General features: G+C 34.3%; 2 protein-coding genes. Both read left to right on the forward strand.

Going from position 1 to position 2,179, the window contains the following annotated elements:
• Nucleotides 1–91: 91 nt before the first annotated feature.
• On the forward strand, nucleotides 92–1,381 hold the full coding sequence (istA, locus tag C1726_RS00015; RefSeq protein WP_102271267.1) for an IS21 family transposase: 1,290 nt from the start codon (nucleotides 92–94) through the stop codon (nucleotides 1,379–1,381).
• Nucleotides 1,374–2,126: an IS21-like element helper ATPase IstB gene (gene istB / locus C1726_RS00020; RefSeq protein WP_102271268.1), complete on the forward strand. Its 753-nt coding sequence runs from the start codon at nucleotides 1,374–1,376 to the stop codon at nucleotides 2,124–2,126. Before istA ends, istB begins: the two co-directional genes overlap by 8 nt.
• Nucleotides 2,127–2,179 lie beyond the last annotated feature (53 nt).

Genomic DNA, 2,179 nt, shown 5'->3' on the forward strand with positions numbered 1-2,179 from the left:
TACAAATGCTAATTTAAATATGTACAAAAATGATTAAATAAAGGTGTACAGTTTTGACTCGGTTTTTCATACTAATCTTGAGGTGATTAGTATGTACATAGCGTTGAATATCCAGACAGATTTTGAGATTAATAGTCTTACAGACTTACCGAAACTAAAAATACTGATGGAGAATTTAAATATGCGAATTAATAAGAGTCAATTAGCTAGGGAATTAAATGTGGACCGGAGGACCATTGAAAAGTACCTTAATGGGTTTACTCCAAAGAAAACCAAGAATAAAACTTCGAAATTTGATAAGTTCTACGGAGTTATTTCACTCCTCTTATCAAAAGAATCAAAACAAGTATTTTATTACAAAAGAGTGCTATGGCAATACCTAAAAGATAATCATGGATTAGATTGTGCAGCTTCATCATTTCGTAGATACATCCAAAGTAAGCCGGAGTTCCAATCTTATTTTAGTGAAGGAAAGAGAACGAATCCAACACCGTCTAGTATTCGATATGAAACACCGCCTGGGGAACAGGCACAGCTGGATTGGAAGGAAAACCTTCGGTATGAAACGAAAGATGGAGAAATTGTTTATATCAACGTAGCTGTCTTATTACTTTCTTTTTCAAGATTTCGTACTTTTTATATGAGTATATCGAAGTCACAAAGTGTACTATTTTCATTTTTGACAGAAGCCTTTGAAGCTATCGGGGGCGTTCCAAAGAAAATCATGACTGATAATATGGCAACTATAATGGATGATGCGAGGACGAAACATTTCAAAGGGAAAGTGAATAAACGTTTCGCTCAATTTGCAGAAGACTTCGGATTCAAAGTACATCCTTGTATCGCAGGAAGGCCAAGAACAAAAGGGAAAATAGAATCACCCATGAAATATCTTGACGAAATCTATGCCTATCAAGGGAAACTTAGTTTAGAAGAACTTCACAAGTATGTACAGCAACTCGGAGAAAGAATCAATAATAGTTATCATCAGGGGACTGGAAAAATACCGATTTTAGCCTTAAAACGAGAAAAGAATCTCTTACTGCCCCTACCACGGCAACAAATAAGAGATTCTTACAGAATCAACCATACACTAGTAAAAGTAAATTCATCCAACATGGTATCCTATAAATCCAATCAATACTCAGTTCCAGCTGAGTATCGAGGAAAGACAGTTGGTTTACAAGCATATGATGATCAATTATTCATTTATTATAACACGGAGTTAATTGTCCAACACAAAATAAGTCATCAAAAAATCAATTACAAGGAAGAACACTACAAAGATGAGCTCAGTAGAGCTCTTCCCTACTATCCTGATATTGATGAATTGGCAAAGAAAAATCTAGAGGCAATTGGAGATGTGTATAAAAATGAATAATTCTTACCAACAGTTAGTGCAAAATCTTGAATATTTGAAACTCAAGCAAATGATCCAGCATTTAAGTGAAACCATCGACTATAGTGTAGGCAATCAGGTATCCTTCGTGGAGACACTCGTAAAACTTACAAACTATGAGATCGATGTTCGTGAGAAGAACATGATGCATTCCATGGTAAAGGTGGGGGCATTTCCCCACCTTAAGGAAATAAATGAATTTGATTTTGATTTTCAACCATCCATTAATAAACAACAAATACTTGATTTTCTTACTTTGCGTTTCATAGAAGAGAAGGAAAACATTATCTTTTTAGGACCTAGTGGTGTAGGAAAAACTCATTTAGCAACGTCAATTGGAATAGCCGCTGCCAAAAAACGAACAAGTACCTATTTTATTAAATGTCATGATTTACTACAACAATTAAAAAGAGCTAAAATTGAAAATCGATTAGAAGCAAGGTTGAAACATTATACCAAGTATAAGCTGCTTATTATCGATGAAATCGGATATTTGCCTATTGATGCTGAAGATGCAAAATTATTCTTTCAACTAATCGATTTCAGGTACGAAAAAAGAAGTACTATCCTAACCACCAATATCAATTTCAAGTCTTGGGACGAAATATTTCAGGATTCCAAACTAGCTAATGCGATCTTAGATCGTGTTTTACACCATGCAACGGTAGTTAGTATTGTTGGAGAATCTTATCGAATAAAGAATCATCTTGCGAAAGAGCCCGAGTAATTTTGTACATATTTAAACGATCAATTATGTACATGTTTAGGTTGACATTTATA

Source organism: Cytobacillus massiliigabonensis (genome assembly GCF_900199725.1).
In the GTDB taxonomy this organism is placed as follows: Bacteria; Bacillota; Bacilli; order Bacillales; family Cytobacillaceae; genus Cytobacillus; species Cytobacillus massiliigabonensis.

Bases quoted from the DNA above. Each gene is read 5' to 3' on its own strand.
- istA (WP_102271267.1), top strand. From the start codon at position 92: ATGTACATAGCGTTGAATATCCAGACAGATTTTGAGATTAATAGTCTT.
- istB (WP_102271268.1), top strand. From the start codon at position 1,374: ATGAATAATTCTTACCAACAGTTAGTGCAAAATCTTGAATATTTGAAA.